We start from the raw sequence: 16,923 nt of genomic DNA, 5'->3' as shown, positions 1-16,923 counted from the left end.
TCAAGCTGGCATAAAGTGTGACCAATGTCACCTTTAATAGTTAAGCAATGCTAAATAAAAATATTCAACAATGGCTCGACGCTTACGGTGTCAGTCATCAAAATGCCACTAATAAAGCCATTCACTGGCTCTGTGTTCCGGTCATTCTTTGGACTGTTCTCGCTCTGCTGTGGGGAGTGCAAATACCAGCACAGCCACTCCTCAACGGCGCTACCTTGCTAATGGCGATTAGCCTTGTGTTCTACTGGCGGCTGTCGCCACAGCTGGCGATTGGCATGGTCTTTGTTGCGGCGTTTAATTGGTGGTTGATCGATTTGCACCTGACATCACTAAGCTGGCCGTTATGGCAAACCGCTTTAGCGTTGTTTGTATTAGCATGGATAGGCCAGTTTATTGGTCATATCATCGAAGGGGCCAAACCCAGTTTTTTCGAAGATATGCAGTTCTTACTGATCGGCCCAATTTGGCTGTTAAGCTTTGTCTACGACAAGGTTGGTGTGAACTACCAGAATAAAGCGACAGAGTAAGCCACCGTTGCAACCTATGCTGATTGTGTCATGCGCCTCAAGCGTATGGCACCCTTCCCCCTGTACCACTATGTTCTTATCAATCTGACCAATTAACGTTGCAAAAAATGGCTTAAAAGCTAATTTTTTAAACAGATGAACAGTGATCCCCTCTTCATTTTTACTGGTTGTTACTTGCCTTGATATGGGTTCAGCGTTCAAATCGTAGTCACAGTGCGCAACATGGCGTAGCACACACATCAACAGAGTAACTCCAGCCGGTTACTGCTTACGGCGCTCTGTTCATTCCAATGCAGTCAGCTCCACTAAGGACGGCAACATGGACACGACCTTCTTAATCGCTATTGATGGCCCAGATAAACCCGGAATACTAAACGAACTATCGAGTACCATCAGTCAACATAATGGCCATTGGCTTACGAGCAAGTCCAACAACCTTGATGGTCACTTCTTTGCGCTAATTCGCGTCAGCGTTGAGCAATCGGCATTTGAACCACTGCAACAACAACTACTAGCTTTGGATCAGCTCAATGTGCAGATCCACCAATCGCCGCTGGGCCAACAGGGCGACCATAGCTACCACTGGAATATTGAAAGCGATGATCACCCAAGTTTGATCCAAGATATCACCACTATCATTACCAACCATGGCGCTAATATCGACAGCTTCAACAACCATCGCATCGCCATTCCCGACTCCGGCCTAACTGCTTTTACCGGTGATTTACTGATTAGCGGCGCTGCCAGTTTAGACCGCCATCAAATTCAACAAGAGTTAGAAAACATCCACGGCCAGATAGTTATCCGCGCTGTCTGATAAGCGTAACGACAAACACCCGAGAGTTAGTAGGATCTAAGACAAACAAAAAGGGCGTGCCAATGGCACGCCCTTCTCTTTGGTTGCTAAAGTCTACACCGTATTACAGCAGTGCAGGGATCCCCCACTTAGACTCTAACATACCAACAGCGAGCATCGCCGCGAAACAGATAATCAACACTGACGCAGGGATGATGATCCGGTCCAGTTTTGACAGCTTGCTTGGACGATTCTTGTCGCCAATTAAGCCGTTGTTATCCAACAACATGGTCAATGCCCAAGCCAATACGGGGTTGGTAACCGCCGCAGCAAAGACACAGATACCTGCGGCTTGAGCGTCTTTCTCGTCTTGGATCATCTGCACACCAGCTTCAAGCAGTGGTAAGAACACCCCCACTAACAAGGCAACGCGCATTACCGGTGGCCAAACCGCTACGTCCATTGGTGAACCAAGGATTGCAACGGTCATGGTCAACAGACCCAACAGGATTGCACCACCAGGGATAGGACGTTTCGCAATTGCCGCAGGGATCATGTAAGTACCCCAAGAGGACGTGATATTACCGCCGCCCAGTGCTGTACCCACCATTTGGCGAATAGAACACATGGTCATGGTGTCATCAACATCCATCAATACCTTTTCGGTACCTTTCGGGTAGTTCAGCTCTTGGAAGATACGGTGACCTAAGAAGTCAGGCGACCACATCGCTACCGCAAGGATTGCAAACGGCAGTGACGCTAAGAAGTGCTGCAGATTAGGCAGACCTAGCATCCAACCTTCAGTAGTCGAACCCCACCAATAGACTGGGTTAAGGTTTGGCAGACCCATTTCGGTTTCGAATTTAAGATCAAAGCCAGCGCCTAATGCTAATGCAATCACTAAGCCCGCAGTGGCACAGGCCGGAATAGCCAACCAACGCTTACCCAATCGAGCCAATAGCGCATACAACACAATGACAGCAGCCAGTACCACTAGGCCAACGTAACCCATGTCGCCAGCAGCGCCGCCATCAGGCACGATACCTGTTGCCCAGTTTTGAATGTTACCAATTTGGCTCATCGCACCGGAGAAACCAAGGAACACCAACAGACCACCAGCAACACCATTACCGGTTAGGTTGACCAAACGGGAACCGCCCTTAAAGTAGGACAGCAACAGGCCAAATACACCCAACAAGATGGCTAACGCCAGAGGATGAGCGCCAGCTAAAGCAATAGCACCAATGAGGGGGATCATTGGTCCGTGGTTACCAGCTAGGTTGGCCCGGGGATTGACAAAACCAGAGGCGATAACACAGAAAAACAGTGCCGGTAGCAACATCTCAACTCGAGACACTTCAATGGCAAACTCTTTGCCTAATTGAATGTGATCCCATGCTTGAGTTAAGCCTTCGGCCCAAGACATCATTACGGCGGAGTACATGGCAATAATGCCGATGGTACCAGCGATAGCAGGAACCAAATCTTCCCACTCAAAGTTAAAGTCACGACCTGGCAGGTTCAAACCGAAGCGACGTGGCTTCATGATCTGCAATTCGTGGTCAAGATAGTCTGAACGAGTATCAAACTCGCTCGCCGGGCGGTGTAATTCCCGGTACGACTTTTCTTGTTGTTCGGTTGTTTGCTCAGTCATGGCAACAACTACTCCGTATGTTAAAAACAAATTGGCGCATAAGCGTGGTATCAAGATTAGCAAAGTAAGCTGCGATAATTTTGACCCAAATCTCTTTCGGTGGCCATTGTAAGCACTTTAGTTCGAAGGTCATTCGTAAATGCATTAATAAATGGGGCTTATAATCAAAATGTGAAGGAGATCTAAATTAGTCAGACCAATTGACCAAGCGCTTGAAATTAGTGCTCGAATGGTGAGCGCAGAAAGGAAATTGTCAAAACTGAACGGGGCTCATAAATAAAGAAACCAACCAAACCCACCTGTCGCTTGCATACAGAGGTGATTGCGCTAGGGTGATGGCTGCAACCTATCTACAAGTGGGTATGGTTCTGTTAATTGATTATTTTTGCGGTTTTTCACTAACCCATAACTTGATGGTGCCTTCGACCACTACCACATCGTTGTTATCAAAAGCAGTGACCTTAACGAATAGATCTCCGGGCTTCCAATCCTCGGCGGCAACCTCTGCCACACAACGAATATCACTGCCCGCTTTAGCAGTGTAGTCGAGGTTCATCCCCTTAGGGATCCAACGCAAATGTTTTGGGATCGACGCTTCAGCCATTGTGCCCATGGCAAGCTCAAGGCCGTTACAGATCGAGATAACGTGCATGGTGCCAATGTGATTTTCGACCTTACGCTTCTTCTTCAACACCAACTGAACCCGATTGGGTACTATCTCAATCATGGTTGAGCTGACCGTTTTAAAGTATGGCGCGGTACGTGATATCGCCATCGCCATCAACTTGCCACCAAACGGCTTATGTTTGAGCTTTTTCCACAGTTTTAATACGTAGTTGCTTTCCATACCCTTATCTTACATCCCTGAGTTGTTATTATTGTTCACCGGCCAGTAGGCAAAAGGTGACCCAGCTCACTATCGGTTACTATAACAACAACTAGAGCCTTAGCACTATTGCTAACAGCAGTTAACACAATTTTCGTATTATTAGGGTAAACAACTGATGCAGATGGTGCTTTCGGAACTGATCGTCGGACAACAGCCAAGTGGGGAGCCAGCTAAAGTCCCGTTAATCCGATTTAAAAACGGTGATGGGCCGCGGGTATATATTCAAGCAAACATTCATGGTGCTGAGATCCAAGGCAATGCCGTGATCGAACGCTTCCTGCAACTGTGCCGAGATAACGCGCCCAAGGGCAACTTTGTTATCGTACCGATGGCAAATCCGATCGGGATCAATCAAAAGAGTGGTGAATTTACTTTAGGGCGATTCGATCCGATCAGTGGTGACAACTGGAACCGCCAGTATCATTTTGATGCTGATGCTATTCGCGCCTTTGCTCAACAGAATATCTATACACCAGAAAACCGTGTTAAAGCGGCCTTTCAACAGCTGCTATTACAGCAACTCAATCATCGCTTGCAGTCCCCGTGGGGATTAAAGACCGGCCAGCAGATGGCGACCAGCCTACAACGATTAGCTACAGAAGCCGATATCGTCTTAGATCTGCATACTGGGCCAATCTCAGATCGGCACCTTTATGTGCCAGAGTTTGCTCGGCATCAAGCTAAGCGCTTTAACATTCCGTTAAACATCATAATGCCGGCAGATTTTGGTGGAGCGTTAGACGAAGCGGCATTCAGTCCGTGGTGGCAGCTAAGCCAAACCTTTAAGCGCTTAGGCCGTGATTTTCCAATAATGGTTGAAGCCTTTACCTTAGAGCTCGGCTCACAAGAACTACTGAACCCAAGCCAAGCACAACAAGACGCCCTTGGGATCGCCAGTTACCTCGAGCAACACGGCTGTTGGGACGACGGTACTCACCAACCGGAAGTCGTAACCCAGCACGCCTGCTTATTGAAAGACTATCGTTCGCTCTACAGCCCATCCGGTGGCCAGGTGGAATACTTAGGTGAGCTGGGCCAACCACTGATTCAAGGAGAGCCCATTGCCCGGATCTGGCATTACCATAAGCTGGGGCAAACGGGTCCAATTCATGAGGATGTCACCCTTCCCTGCGACGCTATTCCAGTCCTGCACTTTGCCAGCGCCAACGCCCAGCAAGGTACCGAATTATATAAGGTGCTCACCAATACCTTCCCGCTATAATCACAGCATTAAAAAGTCTGGGTCGTAGTTAGCTGTTGAAGTTTATCTTAAGCCTTCAGCTTCACCGTTTTCGTTGCTTTTAGGGGACTCTGTCGCGGTAGCGACGGCATTGCTTAACCCTTTGTATCGGGACTCGCCTAGCCGGTGCTTTAACTGTATTAGAAAGAACAACACTTAATTGGTACACAGCATTAAAAAAGAGCGCATATTGCGCTCTTTTTATCCTTTAAATCACAGCAACTAACTCTACTAGATGCCGTCACAAAGAAAGTTTTGCTCCATGGTTTCACATGGTTGTGAGCATGCCGGACGGCCAACAATCCGGGCAGGCACGCCAACAACGGTGACGTGCGGCGGGATCGCATCCAGTACCACTGAGCCGGCACCAATCTTAGCACCCTCGCCTACTTCGATGTTACCCAACACCTTGGCGCCAGCGCCAATCATAACCCCACTGCGGATCTTAGGATGGCGATCACCAGACTCATTACCGGTACCGCCTAAGGTCACAGATTGCAGAATCGAGACATTATCTTCAATGACCGCTGTCTCACCAACTACAATACCGGTCGCGTGGTCAAACATCACACCTTTGCCAATCGTCGCCGCAGGGTGGATATCCAAGCCAAATACTTCAGAGTTACGGCTTTGGATAAACAGCGCCAACGACTCACGACCGTTATTCCATAGGTAATGTGCCAAACGATGTACCTGTAATGACTGAAAGCCCTTAAGGTGCAGCAAGATGGTGAGTTGCTTCTTGATGGCCGGATCACGATGGAATACCGCATCGATATCAAATGCGGCATTAGCAATAATGGAAGGATCGTTAGCGTACGCTTCTTCGAGTAGCTCTCTTACCACCGCCGACGACATCACTTCATCGGAAATTTTGTTGGATAAGATAAAGCTCAAGGCACCACCTAAGCTCTTGTGGCTCAAAATACAGGTGTGCACGTAACTGGTCAGCAGCGGTTCGTTTTGGGTAACGACTTTCGCTTCTTCACGGAGCTGCATCCAGACTTGGTCTTTCATTCCTTGCGTCCTAACGATCAATGTATTTTCTGATTCTAATAAAAAGCGCAACCAGATTCAGCGATAAATCAGGTTGCGCCTTGTTTTACCAATGAGTTGCATATGTTTTAAGCACTATTGCGATAACATTGCTGCATATGCGTATTTAGTGCCAACAACACCCGACTACGATTAATCATGCCGATTAAGCGTGTCCCCTCTACCACCGGATAGATCTTAGGCTTGGCATCAAGCATCTGCTCCGCCAACGTCAACACAGAATCATCAACATTGGCGGTAACAACATCGGTACGCATTACGTCGGCAACGGTGGCGTGAAGATCGCAGTGATAGGTGCTTTTAAGCATGACCGACAACAGCTCTTGTTCCGATACAAACCCAAGTAAATTTTGCTCCGCGTCGACAACGGGCGCACCACTTTGAGCCGCTTGCAGCAACGTCTCAACCGCACTATCAATCGACATGGTCTTAGATAAGGCTACTGGGTGCTTCGTCATATAATCACGCACTTTTACTGATTCCATACACCACCTCGTATCGTTACTGTTAAGTAACTATAGTCTTGAATTGTTTAGATCCCGTTACTACAAAAGTCGATTGTCTTAGTCTGATTTACCGGCGAATAGCCTCATTCACCAGCGGTTCTTCCCAGATAGCGATAATCTTACGGCCAGCGCCATCAATACTGGCTCGATACATCCCTTTACTATTAAATGGTGAGGCTACGTTACCTTGAGGGTCCACCACCACTACGCCGCCATCGGCGCCGGCATCCACCAGCACCTTGTTAATTACCTGATTGGCCGACACGGCAGCGCTTACCTGTTGGTATTCAACTCGAGCACAGATATCAGCCGCGACATTATAGCGAATGAAATACTCGCCATGACCTGTAGCCGAAACCGCACAGCTGCGGTTGTCGGCAAAGGTACCTGCGCCAATAATGGGGGAATCACCAATACGGCCAAAACGCTTCGCAGTCATGCCGCCTGTGCTGGTTCCAGCAGCTAGGTTGCCATTGCGATCTAGCGCTACCGCACCAACGGTGCCGCTTCGATATTGCAGTGGCAACTTATCCCAATTGGCTTGATGTAACGATTTAGTTTGCTCGATAATCTTCTGCTTCGCTCGCTGCAAGCTCTGTAGCCGCTGCTCGGTATCAAAATAGCTGTTGCTGACTAACTCCAGTCCTTGCCGCTCGGCAAAGGTATCGGCGCCACTACCGCTGAGTAGCACATGGGGGGAGTCATCCATTACCGCTCGCGCGGCCTTAATCGGATTTTTGACCCGCTGTACGCCCGCTACCGCCCCTGCCTGGCGGCCTTGACCACTCATTAATGAAGCATCTAGCTGATGGGATTCATCCCAGCTGTAGACCGCCCCTTTACCAGCATTAAACAATGGTGAATCCTCTAACACGAGAATGGTCGCCTCAACCGCATCAACAGCACTGCCTCCATGGTTAAGCAAGCGATAACCCGCTTGGAGCGCCTCGTCCAATGCTGCCTCAATCTGCTGCTGTTTTGCTGGGGTTAAGTTTTCTGGTGATATAGTGCCAGCACCGCCATGAAGCGCTAAGGCAATAGGTTGTTCGGCCCACACCGGAGCGATCGACAGCAAGCTTGCGATAACGCATACCGAAATTGACGACTTCATAAGCTCTCTTATTTGGTTTAAACAGCAATTTATCTACATTTATCAGCTGTAGCAGTTTGCGCGCAACCAATAACACCCTAAAATGGCCAAACTATTTGCCAACCCCTGCGGTTGTTTCGATTGTCGTACGATCAACCAGACAAGGAGTCATCCATTGCTGCACTACCGAGGCATTCTTGGCCTTATATTTTTGATCTTGTTTAGTGCAGATATCCGTGCCGATGAGGCGCAGCAAATAGCAGATGAACGAAATATCCTCCAAAAAACCGCTGATGCATCCAAAGAGACATTGAAGAGCATCGGTACTGGTACCAAAAGCGCGTCAAAAGCCGTGATTGAAGGGGTAATCATCAACCCAGCCACAACGGTAGTCGAAAAGACCGAAAAGGTAATTGAGACCGCAGGCGAAGGTGGCCGTAAATTGGGCGAGCGAGTAGCCAACGCCATCAATGATGATAATGAATTTCTCGTCATCGAGGTTAACGGCGTCAAAGGCGCCTTAGCGGAAAACATCGATGCTCACCTGAAGAACCTGCCCGAAAGCAGTGCCGAACGCGCCACATTCCTATTCTCCTACCAAGAAGATATCCAACAAGCGATGCAGGCGTTAGGGTATTACCGTGGCCAGATAGACGCCAGTTTAAATCGCGATGTCTCACCATGGCAGCTATCACTACAAATAACTCCTGGTGAACCGATGCGTTACCGCAAGGTATCGATTCAAATTCGCGGCGCCGCCAAGAGTGACCCTGCCTTTAAACTCCGGCTCAAGCGCGCCAAGATTGCCAAGGGCGACGTAGTTCATCACGGCAAATATGAAACGCTGAAGAGCGATCTGGTTAGCCTTGGTCTTATTCGTGGCTATTTTGATGGCAGCATGGTGACGCAACGGATTGCGATAGATCGTGACAAGTACCAAGCGGAACTGGTGCTGGTCTACGACAGCAATCAGCGCTACACCTTTGGCGAGGTTAACTTTGCCCCGTTCGATTTGGAGGATGATCTGCTGTTCTCTATGGTGCAATTTAAACCCAATGAGCCCTATCACAACGACCAAGTCAGTGACTTTACCGGCACATTGCTAAGCTCAGGTTACTTTAAAGAAGTAAAGGTATTCCCGCAGCCACAACGCAGCAAAGGCGGGCAGATCCCTATCGACGTTGAACTCTCCCCTAGCCCGAGCCATTCATTTGAGCTTGGTGCTGGCTACTCAACCGATACCGAGGGCCGAGTTTCAATTACCTGGCGAACGCCACAGGTCAACCGCTACGGTCACTCTCAAGAGACTCGGTTGGAGATATCTAAGGTCAACCCAGAGCTGTCGTTTGAGTATCGAATCCCACTGGATCACCCCCTCAACGACATCCTCCAGTTAGGCAGTAGCTTTGGTAAAGAAGAGTTTGGTGATCTAGAAAGCCAACAAACCCAGCTCAGCATCTCTCGCAAAACCGTATTAGGTGGCGGCTGGACGCGGCGCTATTTTATTCGTTACCTCAACGAAAGCTGGGACCAAGCCGGCATAAGCACTACATCGGATTACCTCTTGCCGGGGATCAGCTTCAATAAAACCACTCGTCGTGGCCCAACCTTGGATCCAAGCAGTGGTTTCCGCCAGCTCTATACCATCGAGCACGGCAGCCCTATCGATTCCGATGCGGAAGCAACCACTCGCTTGCGTGGTCAATGGCGTTTTGTTGCTTCACCATTCGACCGACAACGTTTTACCAGCCGGTTGGACTTAGGCTACAACAACGTCAGCGATGAGTCGGTGCAACAGCTGGCCCCGTCGTTGCGCTTCTTCGCCGGTGGTGACCAAACAGTGCGGGGCTATTCATACCAAAGCTTGGCGCCGACGATAACCACCGAAGATGGCACTAAAAAAGTCGTTGGTGGTCGTTACCTCGCCACTGCGAGTGTTGAATACCAATATTATCTTTCTGATAAATGGCGAGCGGCGACGTTTCTTGATGGCGGTAGCGCCTTTAACGAAAGTCATCAAAAAGATATCGATTGGGCTGGCTCTGTTGGCCTCGGCATCCACTGGATCTCCCCTATCGGTCCACTGCGCTTAGATCTCGGTTATGGCTTCACTGAAGACGATCCACCATATCGATTGCACATAACCATTGGAGCGGAGTTATGATTCGCGCTTGGTTGTTTCGATTTAGCCTTATTCCGGTGACCTTGCTGATTGTGATCGCCTTACTGGTCGGCACACCGATGGGCAGCCGTATATTGCTGTTCGGTATCGATAAACTAGTACCAATGGTATCGCTGAACTACCAAAGCGGCACCTTAAGCCGTGGTTTCGCTATATCAAATTTCGATTTAGAGTTACCAATGGTCACGGTACGCCTTAAGGAGGCGGCCTTGGATTGGCGCCTTGGTTGTCTATTTCAAGGTGAACTTTGCGCCAACGGGTTAACCGCCAATGGGGTTGAGGTGATAGTGCCGTTGCATTCCGACGACACTGCGCCAAACGGCGAGCCGAAGCCAACAGGCGATAAGCAACAGGAACCTATCGAGAGCACTACTGCTGACAACGATTACCAAGGCATCAGTTTGCCCTTTGATATCAATGTGAAACAGGCCAATATTACTAATATTAAAGTGCTTATTGGTGATATGACCATTGCTGCAAGTCGTTTAGATACCGAGTTATTTCTTGGCTCGAAACGACTGTGGTTAGACAATACTGAAGCGGATAATTTCAGCTACGTCCTGCCACCTAAGCGCGATACCTCCACCGCTGTCAATCAAACAACGGTCGCAACAAACGTAAACCGTGATAACGGTGGTCCACTTGCCGATCTGCCTCCGGTGGACCTACCTTTCGCCATTGATGTTGACGACATCACCATTCGCCAAGGGTATGTGCAAACCGGTGAACTGGAACAACAATTCTCTCATCTCGCACTGAAAGGGTTTTGGCACCACAGTACCCTGTCGCTGCAACAGTTCGACCTCAACCACGATTGGGCAACGGTAGCAGGCGAAGCCACTATGGTGTTCCAGCAGGGTTACCCGATTAACGCCACCTTGGAAGGGGTTTTAGCGAAACTACCTTGGGCACTTGAGTTTGAAGGGATTGCCTTTGAAGGCCATGTCGATAACAGTTTGCAACAACTTGAGATTGCCGCTAGTACCCGAGGCGAATGGCAAGGCGTTATCAGCGGCGCATTAGATTTAACCCAAGCAGCGCTGCCTTTTAGCGCCAATGTGGTTGCCAATAAGGTCCACTGGCCACTTACTGGCGATCCCCTTTACCGTGGTGAAGAGTTGGTATTGAGCGCCTCGGGAGATCTTCACCAACAGACCATCAAAGGCAGCGGTAACATCACTGTTGTTGGCTACCCTCAAACCAGTGCACTTATCAGCGCTAGCCACCAAGACAAGGTTATTACCCTGCATCAAGCCAGCATCGCTGGCGGCCTAGGCCAAGCCAGCGGTCGTGGCCAGCTCGATCTCAATAACGGCATCCATTGGCAACTGGGGATCAACACCGATAACCTTGACCTCACATCACTCCATGCCAATACTCCGCTGCAGCTGTCAGGCCATGCCAATTCAAACGGTTACTACCGCCAACTCGACGACTGGCAGGTTGAGCTGCAACAAGCTGAACTGCACGGTGCATGGCAGCAATATCCGCTAAGGTTAACCGGCAACACCAAGCTTAACTCGCAATGGCAAGCCAGCGCTGAGCAACTGGTGGTCGAGCTGAACGACACCCAACTGCAACTTGATGGTGGTTTAGTTGGTGACAACTGGCAGCTGGAAGGTCAGCTGAGGGCGGAGCAACTGCAACAGTGGTTACCGCAACTTGAAGGGGATATTGTCGCCAACTTCACCCTCAGTGGCCAGGCAGATAACCCGCAGTTTGAGATTTTTACTGAAACCAATCGCATCAGCTTTGAACAACACAGCCTAAACAAAGCCTCAATCGCAGCTACTTACCATCCGCTCAATCAACACAGTGCCGATGTGTTGCTGTCAGCCAATACTCTGATCGTTGCCGGTCAACCGTTGGGGAGAACCAACGCCCACTTTATAGGCTCAACCGAACGACAAGAGTTAACCGTTGATACAAAAGGCGACAGCAAGATATCCATTGGCGTTGGTGGCAACTACTACCCAGAGCAACAAAAGTGGCTCGGTGGACTTATCCACGCCAATGTTGCCCAAGGTGAGTGGGGGCTAAGCCTTAATCATCTGGTTGGATTAACCGTTGATATCGATAAACAGGAAGCGATTGTTGATCAGCACTGCTGGTTAACTCGTGGCACCGAGCTCTGTTCTCGCGGCCCATCGCTTATTGGTCAGCGCGGGGCGATGGCATGGGATATCAATGCAGATATGGCGCAGTTGTTGAAACCACTGCTACCACAGCGGCTATCGCTGCAGAGCCAGATGAGCGGCGAACTGACCTTGGGTTGGGTACCGAACCAAGATCCCCGTCTCAATGTCTCCCTTAACGACGACAATGGCCGCTTAGAGTTACAACGGGATATGGGACTGCAAGCACAAGCCATTGCTTGGCAACAATCTTATACCACCGTTGAGCTGCAGCCGGATGGGTTTGCGTTCAACTCCAAATTGGTGGTAAACGAAAAACAATCGATGGAGGCTGGCATTCTTTTGGGTCGCAAAGCGCCCTATGCATTAAAGGGTCTGTTTGATAGCGATAATATTGATTTAGCGCCATTTCTGGCATTAATCCCCGCCTTAGCGGATGGCGCCAGTGCTCGCTTAGATGGCCAAGTTGAGATAGCCGGCACAGTAAAACAACCACTTATCCATGGCGAATTGTCGCTAAAGGATGGCAGTGCTCGCGCCCATATCAACCCAACTGAATTAGACCAGCTGCAACTGCGCCTCAACTTTAATGGCAACACTGCCGACTTTGATGGCACTACCCTCGTTGGCGAAGGACTTGCTGATGTCACTGGTCGACTCTATTGGATTCAAGGGTTTGCTGCCGAAGCCAAGATCTCAGGCAACGAACTTGATCTGCTCTATCCGCCAATGGTGCAAGTTAAATCATCACCACAGCTCAACCTAATTTGGGCGCCGACCCTATTCAGTTTAACCGGCGATATCGGCATCACTGAGGGGCGTTTTCAGATTAAGTCTCTTCCTAAAGGCACCGTTACCGTTAGTGATGATGTGGTCTACATCGACTCGATTGCGGATCAACAGCAAAGCGAAAGCCGACGCACAACCTTAGATCTATCCATCAATATCGCCGAGGGCCTAACCACCGATGCTCTCGGCCTCACCGGCGCTCTCGGCGGCGAACTTAAGGTTCGGCAGCTACCAACCCAACCGATCCAAGTGTTTGGTGCACTCGATCTCAAAGATGGTCGATTTAATGCCTATGGGCAGCGACTGAGTATCAACCGCGGTAAAGTAACCTTTAACGGCCCACCAACCTTACCCAATCTCGATGTTGAAGCGGTCCGCGAGATCGACAGTGAAGATCTCACCGTTGGTGTCCGCGTCACCGGCGTTCCTAAAGCGCCAAAGCTCACGCTCTTCGCGAGTCGAAGTATGGAGCAACAGGAAATCCTATCCTATCTGGTGCGTGGTCAGGGGCTCAGCTCTGATGGTGATAGCTCACTTTGGGCCACCGCCGCTGTGAGTCTTGGTGTGGGCACAACCGGTGGCTTGGTCAGTACCATCGGAGAAGAACTAGGCTTACGCGACGTTAAGCTCGATGCCGAAGGCAGCGGCGATGATACTCAGGTAACGGTTAGTGGTTATATCGGCAATAAGCTCTACATCAAATATGGTGTCGATGTCTTCGGTGAAGGTTTATCGGAACTAACGGTACGCTACTATCTACTGCAACGGTTATGGCTCGAAGCCGTGAGCGAGATATCAAAAGAGGAACCGGAAGATTCCTTAGATATCTATTACCTGTTCGAAATTGAGTGATAGTCACCGTGGTGATTAAGCCAAGCTTTAACCGCGAGTAATGCCAAGGCGCGCGCGTTATGGGTTAATCATCACTGGGCAGAGCTCGCTAACGCATTATCTGTGAAACAGCTCAAAACCCCGACATTGGCTGGTGCCAACTGAGCCATTTTCTGTAATGCTTACGAAGCCATCCACAAATCTTGCCAGCATGAAGAATAAACTTTCAAAAACCGATGAAAAGCGCCTAATTGAGGTGCTCGACGATGCCGCTAAACACGGTGGATTAAACTTCTGGCAGAGCCAAGGTTTCTTGACCCATCTGCACTGCTATCCAAAAAGTATGGATCCAAGCGGTTGGAGCTGTGCCATTGCCGCAATGGAACAAAGTAAGAGTCACTGGCCTTTTGATGAAAAAGACATGGATCTGCTGTTTGTTCTGTTCAATCAAATCCATGAACGTCTGCATGAAAAGCAACAATTGCTGCCAAGTGATCTAGATGAATCGATCGAATTGATCCAGCAACGTCAACTCACCCAACCACTGCGAAACTGGTGTGCAGGTTTTGTGTTTGGTTACCGCTTCCTGCGCGAAGAGTGGCCCAAGCAGCTAAATGAGCAAACCCAAGCAGAGCTTGAGGATTGTGTTGGCTTCATCGGCTACGTTGCAACCCTAGGCTCTGATGAAGACCACGCTGTCGCTTGGCGTAATGGCGACGAGCCATCTCCACAGCAGCTGCTGGCAACCATGGCGGAATCATTGGAGCAGATCTGGTCATTTCAGAAATTGAACGATTAACCGTTATCTGTTCAAGCAAAACAGGCAGCCTTATGGCTGCCTGTTTTTTAGGGCAAACGCCCCATACGAAAAAGGCACCCCGAAGGGTGCCTTTTCTGCCGTAAGGCTAAAGCTTATACGCGGATGAAATCTACGTGGTTAACTTTAGGCTTGTACGGGTGACGCTGCATAGCTTGCGCTTTAACGTTAACTTCTTGGCCATCGATGTTGATAGTCAGTACAGAAGTGTAAAACTCGTCATTTTCCTGTGCGTGCAGCAGAGGATCGTGTGCCAGTTCGATAGAAACTGGTGCAGCTTCACCACCGTAGATGATGGCAGGAACTAGGTTCGCGTGACGCAGGCGGCGGCTCGCACCTTTCCCCAGGTCAGTACGTAATTTTGCTTCAAGAGTGAAGGACATGATAATTACCTCAGTATCATAAAATAGAAACGGACCTTTGCGACCAAGGTCCGTTACAGCGCTTTCTTAAAAAAGCCGGCGAATACTAGCACAGGCCAATAGCAACCACCAAGGTAAGTATAAATAATCGGCTTAAGCGCTCAATAAATAAGCACCACTGCGGTGCACGGCGCTATTAATTGAACTTAACCATGCCGCCGCCGTTCATCTGGGTCGTTTAACGGTTGATTAGCGAAAGGTTCTCCTTGCCCCACCGGTCGTTTCATTACCACCCCAGCGCCATCCCAGTTACTCAGCCAAACACTCTGATATGGCTCGAGCTCTATCTCTTCCCTTGTATCTTCATAAACGGTACCGCTAATAATGTCGCGCCAACGCTCATTGGCCACTAAGTTAATCTGAGTTAACGCCACTCGCTGTGGTCTATCGGTGACATTATTTAGGCAGAAAATACTCTGATCTCGACGCATGCTTTGACGCCAAAATGCAAAGATTTGATCCCCTAGATGCAAGGTAAATTGAGTCGCATTGGGGTTAAATGCTGGCTGCTGTTGCCGCAGTTCACACAGACGTTTCATGTTACTAAATATCTGACTTGCGACCCCTTGATCCTCCAACTGCTGCGTTAGCGTCTCTAGTTGCCAGTTATGGCGATTGATAGCGCGATTACTGCCGGTCTGAGCCATCTTCGCGTAGTCATTACGGGTGCCTAAAAAGCTGTGAATGTAGATCCCCGGGATCCCTTCAAGCGCCAGCATAATGGCGTGGGTGCAAATAAAACGCTCCACCAAGAGATCATCTACGCCGTTAACTGTGCCTTGCATGGCATCGGTCAGGGCAATGTTAATCTCATATGGGCGAACACTGCCGTCAGTCATGGTGCGCCATGACACCGCCCCGCCGAAACCTTGCATCACCTCCGCCAGCTCGTCGATCTCTGCGGTTTCTAACAAGCCCTCAACCGGGCGCAACCCGATACCGTCATGGGATGCAATAAAGTTAAAGTAGGCGGTACCAGATTGAGCTGGCGGCATGCTCATAAGCCACTGCTTTAAATGCTGGCAACTGCCGGTCATCATGGTATGTAGCAGCAATGGTGGCAATGAAAAGTTATAGATACAGTGGGCTTCGTTGGCGTTACCGAAATAGCTGAGGTTTTCTTGGTTTGGGATATTGGTTTCGGTAATCAAGATAGCCGCAGCGGTGCGAAACTCAACCAAGGTTCGGATCAGCCTAATCACCTCATGGGTTTGGGGCAGATTAATGCATGGGCTGCCAAGCTGCTTCCACAAAAATGCGACCGCATCAAGACGGAAAATCTTAACGCCCTTATCAAGATACAAGGCGATGATACGCACCATCTCAAACAACAGATCTGGATTAGCAAAGTTAAGATCAACCTGATCAAAACTAAAGGTACACCACACATGCTGCTGCCCTTGCGGAGTGTCAACCGCCTGCAGTAGCGGTGAGGTGCGAGGCCGCACCACTAATGAGGTATCGGTATCCGCAGGTACCGTTACAAAATACTCTTTGCCAGGAGCAAGCCCCTGTTTAAATTGAGTAAACCACTTACTTTGACTGGAGCAATGGTTGATCACCAAATCCGACATCAGATCGAACTGCTTTGCAATCGCTTCAATATCGTGCCAATCGCCAAGTTCAGGATTGACGTTGGTGTAATCAATCACTGAGAAGCCATCATCAGAGCTATAGGGAAAGAACGGCAGAATATGTACCCCAGAGATCACTGAGCTCATATGCTGCTGTAAAAAGGTATTGAGAGTACGAAGCGGCGGCTCTCCTACTTTCTCAACGCTATTGCCATAGGTAATTAAGATAAGATCTTGCTGTGACCAGTTGTTAGTTCGGGCTTCAGGCACTGCACAAACACCACCGTGGCACATCGCTTCAATCAGGTTATCCGCCAACAGCGCATGATTGTGATCTGGGTATATCGCCTGTAGATGCTGTATCACTCGATGGTGGCACTCTTGATAAGCATTTAATTGTGATGACATACCCCAA

General features: G+C 49.4%; 13 protein-coding genes. 6 read left to right on the top strand and 7 right to left on the bottom strand.

Features of this window, described 5'->3' with window-relative positions:
* Positions 1–47 precede the first annotated feature (47 nt).
* Positions 48–527, top strand: a complete 480-nt coding sequence (locus HER31_RS03840) for an Mpo1 family 2-hydroxy fatty acid dioxygenase (RefSeq protein ID WP_168659355.1) — start codon at positions 48–50, stop codon at positions 525–527.
* Between the two features lie 319 nt (positions 528–846).
* Positions 847–1,344 carry a glycine cleavage system transcriptional repressor gene (locus HER31_RS03835; protein WP_168659354.1) on the top strand — a complete coding sequence of 166 codons (498 nt, stop codon included), beginning with the start codon at positions 847–849 and terminating at the stop codon, positions 1,342–1,344.
* A gap of 103 nt (positions 1,345–1,447) precedes the next feature.
* Here the strand turns inward: HER31_RS03835 and HER31_RS03830 are convergent, their stop codons facing one another.
* Positions 1,448–2,977 (bottom strand): DUF3360 family protein, encoded by a 1,530-nt coding sequence (locus HER31_RS03830; protein WP_168659353.1) that lies wholly within the window; start codon positions 2,975–2,977, stop codon positions 1,448–1,450.
* Between the two features lie 379 nt (positions 2,978–3,356).
* Positions 3,357–3,824 carry a hotdog fold domain-containing protein gene (locus HER31_RS03825; protein ID WP_168659352.1) on the bottom strand — a complete coding sequence of 156 codons (468 nt, stop codon included), beginning with the start codon at positions 3,822–3,824 and terminating at the stop codon, positions 3,357–3,359.
* A gap of 157 nt (positions 3,825–3,981) precedes the next feature.
* On the opposite strand from HER31_RS03825, the gene HER31_RS03820 reads away from it, so the two are divergent.
* Entirely contained in the window at positions 3,982–5,088 is a 1,107-nt protein-coding gene (locus HER31_RS03820; RefSeq protein WP_168659351.1) for a M14 family metallopeptidase, read from the top strand.
* A 249-nt stretch (positions 5,089–5,337) separates the two neighbouring features.
* On the opposite strand, the gene cysE is transcribed toward HER31_RS03820, so the two are convergent.
* The 3 genes from cysE to HER31_RS03805 all read right to left on the bottom strand — a co-directional run bounded on the left by cysE (position 5,338) and on the right by HER31_RS03805 (position 7,779).
* Positions 5,338–6,123: a serine O-acetyltransferase gene (cysE, locus tag HER31_RS03815; protein WP_168659350.1), complete on the bottom strand. Its 786-nt coding sequence runs from the start codon at positions 6,121–6,123 to the stop codon at positions 5,338–5,340.
* 107 nt (positions 6,124–6,230) lie between these two features.
* A complete protein-coding gene (locus HER31_RS03810; protein ID WP_168659349.1) occupies positions 6,231–6,647 on the bottom strand; it encodes a CBS domain-containing protein in 417 nt (138 codons plus the stop codon).
* An 88-nt stretch (positions 6,648–6,735) separates the two neighbouring features.
* Complete coding sequence (locus tag HER31_RS03805; RefSeq protein ID WP_168659348.1) at positions 6,736–7,779, bottom strand: isoaspartyl peptidase/L-asparaginase family protein; 1,044 nt, start codon at positions 7,777–7,779, stop codon at positions 6,736–6,738.
* A gap of 154 nt (positions 7,780–7,933) precedes the next feature.
* Here HER31_RS03805 and HER31_RS03800 point away from each other — a divergent pair, with 154 nt between their 5' ends.
* The 3 genes from HER31_RS03800 (at position 7,934) to HER31_RS03790 (ending at position 14,494) form a co-directional block, all read left to right on the top strand.
* Positions 7,934–9,922, top strand: a complete 1,989-nt coding sequence (locus HER31_RS03800; RefSeq protein WP_168659347.1) for an autotransporter assembly complex protein TamA — start codon at positions 7,934–7,936, stop codon at positions 9,920–9,922.
* Positions 9,919–13,716 (top strand): autotransporter assembly complex protein TamB, encoded by a 3,798-nt coding sequence (tamB, locus tag HER31_RS03795; RefSeq protein ID WP_168659346.1) that lies wholly within the window; start codon positions 9,919–9,921, stop codon positions 13,714–13,716. Before HER31_RS03800 ends, tamB begins: the two co-directional genes overlap by 4 nt.
* Positions 13,717–13,906: 190 nt before the next feature.
* Positions 13,907–14,494, top strand: a complete 588-nt coding sequence (locus HER31_RS03790) for a UPF0149 family protein (RefSeq protein ID WP_168659345.1) — start codon at positions 13,907–13,909, stop codon at positions 14,492–14,494.
* Positions 14,495–14,607: 113 nt separating this feature from the next.
* On the opposite strand, the gene rplY is transcribed toward HER31_RS03790, so the two are convergent.
* Both rplY and HER31_RS03780 read right to left on the bottom strand, forming a co-directional pair.
* Positions 14,608–14,895, bottom strand: coding sequence for a 50S ribosomal protein L25 (rplY, locus tag HER31_RS03785; RefSeq protein ID WP_168659344.1), 288 nt, complete (start codon positions 14,893–14,895; stop codon positions 14,608–14,610).
* Positions 14,896–15,080: 185 nt separating this feature from the next.
* A complete protein-coding gene (locus HER31_RS03780) occupies positions 15,081–16,916 on the bottom strand; it encodes a sugar phosphorylase (RefSeq protein ID WP_168659343.1) in 1,836 nt (611 codons plus the stop codon).
* Between the last annotated feature and the right edge of the window lie 7 nt (positions 16,917–16,923).

Source organism: Ferrimonas lipolytica (genome assembly GCF_012295575.1).
Taxonomy (GTDB): Bacteria; Pseudomonadota; Gammaproteobacteria; order Enterobacterales; family Shewanellaceae; genus Ferrimonas; species Ferrimonas lipolytica.
Note: the sequence above shows the minus strand (reverse complement) of the source record. Positions and strands in the feature narration are given on the sequence as shown.

What these genes read in the sequence shown, in the direction of transcription:
- HER31_RS03840 (WP_168659355.1), top strand. Translation starts at nt 48, where the DNA reads ATGCTAAATAAAAATATTCAACAATGGCTCGACGCTTACGGTGTCAGT.
- HER31_RS03835 (WP_168659354.1), top strand. Translation starts at nt 847, where the DNA reads ATGGACACGACCTTCTTAATCGCTATTGATGGCCCAGATAAACCCGGA.
- HER31_RS03830 (WP_168659353.1), bottom strand. Translation starts at nt 2,977, where the DNA reads ATGACTGAGCAAACAACCGAACAACAAGAAAAGTCGTACCGGGAATTA.
- HER31_RS03825 (WP_168659352.1), bottom strand. Translation starts at nt 3,824, where the DNA reads ATGGAAAGCAACTACGTATTAAAACTGTGGAAAAAGCTCAAACATAAG.
- HER31_RS03820 (WP_168659351.1), top strand. Translation starts at nt 3,982, where the DNA reads ATGCAGATGGTGCTTTCGGAACTGATCGTCGGACAACAGCCAAGTGGG.
- cysE (WP_168659350.1), bottom strand. Translation starts at nt 6,123, where the DNA reads ATGAAAGACCAAGTCTGGATGCAGCTCCGTGAAGAAGCGAAAGTCGTT.
- HER31_RS03810 (WP_168659349.1), bottom strand. Translation starts at nt 6,647, where the DNA reads ATGGAATCAGTAAAAGTGCGTGATTATATGACGAAGCACCCAGTAGCC.
- HER31_RS03805 (WP_168659348.1), bottom strand. Translation starts at nt 7,779, where the DNA reads ATGAAGTCGTCAATTTCGGTATGCGTTATCGCAAGCTTGCTGTCGATC.
- tamB (WP_168659346.1), top strand. Translation starts at nt 9,919, where the DNA reads ATGATTCGCGCTTGGTTGTTTCGATTTAGCCTTATTCCGGTGACCTTG.
- HER31_RS03790 (WP_168659345.1), top strand. Translation starts at nt 13,907, where the DNA reads ATGAAGAATAAACTTTCAAAAACCGATGAAAAGCGCCTAATTGAGGTG.
- rplY (WP_168659344.1), bottom strand. Translation starts at nt 14,895, where the DNA reads ATGTCCTTCACTCTTGAAGCAAAATTACGTACTGACCTGGGGAAAGGT.
- HER31_RS03780 (WP_168659343.1), bottom strand. Translation starts at nt 16,916, where the DNA reads ATGTCATCACAATTAAATGCTTATCAAGAGTGCCACCATCGAGTGATA.